The following is a 1103-nucleotide window of genomic DNA, read 5'->3' on the forward strand; positions in this document are numbered from 1 at the left end:
TGGCCGGCCACTGCGGGGACAACAGCGACCTGCAAGCCACCGGCTGGCAGGACTGGTACGAAGGCGTGCGCAAGACCTTCGTCGCGGTGAAACAGCGTCACGAGCAGGTATTCGTCGGCGGCTTGTCGATGGGCGCGGTGATGTCGATGTACGTGGCGTCGCAGTTCCCCGGCCAGGTTGCCGGCTTGCTGATGTACTCCACGACGTTGAAGTACGACGGCTGGAGCATCAACAAGATGGCGTTCATCACGCCCTTGCTGATCCGTATTCCCTTCGGTGTGCGCCTGTTCCGCTTTACTGAAAAGCCGCCCTACGGCATCAAGAACGAGCGCCTGCGGGCGATCGTCGAGCGGCAGATGAAGGAAGGGGAGAGCAGCGAGGCGGGTCTCTTGACCATGGAGGGCGTCACGGTGCGCGAGTTGCACTGGATGAATGCCGTGGTGAAGAAGCTCATGCCATCGATCAAGACCCCGGCCCTGGTGCTGCATTCCATCGAGGATGACATCACCAGCCGTTGGAACGCCGATTACGTGGAACGCCATCTCGGCGGCCCCGTGACCAAGATCCTGCTGGACAACTGCTACCACATGATCACCGTCGACCTGCAATACCGTCGGGTGATCGAGTTGAGTGCCGAGTTTGTCGGGCAGCACGCACACGCCACAGAGGCACCTGAAGATTATCGACAGCTGGCTTGAACCCTAAGGATTTGACGTGATCACCGCCCAAGCCTTTTCGACCATTCGGGCCATCGAACGCAGTGCCTGGAACGACTGTTTTCCCGATGCCCTGGAGGATTGGGACTATTACGTGGCCGTGGAAAACGCCGCTATTGATGACTTTCAGTGGCGCTACCTCGCGGTGTTTGACGATGCAAGGCTGGTGGCGGTGGCGCCGGCGTTCATCACGCGGTATCGCCTGGACACCACCGTGTCAGGCGTAGGCAAGCGCTTTACCGAGCGCCTGGAGCGACTGTGGCCGGGTGTTTTGAAGTTGGGCCTGTATGCCATCGGCTCGCCGGTGGCGGAGCAGTGCAATGCGGGCATCGCCAGCCACGTTGCCGAATCAGGGCGCGAGGCGTTGCTTGCGCAGTTACTCGCCGC

General features: G+C 61.0%; 1 protein-coding gene and 1 pseudogene. Both read left to right on the forward strand.

Translation table 11 applies throughout. The features are described 5' to 3' along the window. On the forward strand, positions 1-698 hold a 698-nt coding region (locus HX786_RS29925; protein WP_178912990.1), incomplete at its 5' end, for a carboxylesterase. A 16-nt stretch (positions 699-714) separates the two neighbouring features. Then, positions 715-1103: pseudogene (locus HX786_RS32080) on the forward strand (GNAT family N-acetyltransferase); the annotation flags it as partial.

It is taken from the genome of Pseudomonas sp. 21615526 (assembly GCF_013386245.1).
In the GTDB taxonomy this organism is placed as follows: Bacteria; Pseudomonadota; Gammaproteobacteria; order Pseudomonadales; family Pseudomonadaceae; genus Aquipseudomonas.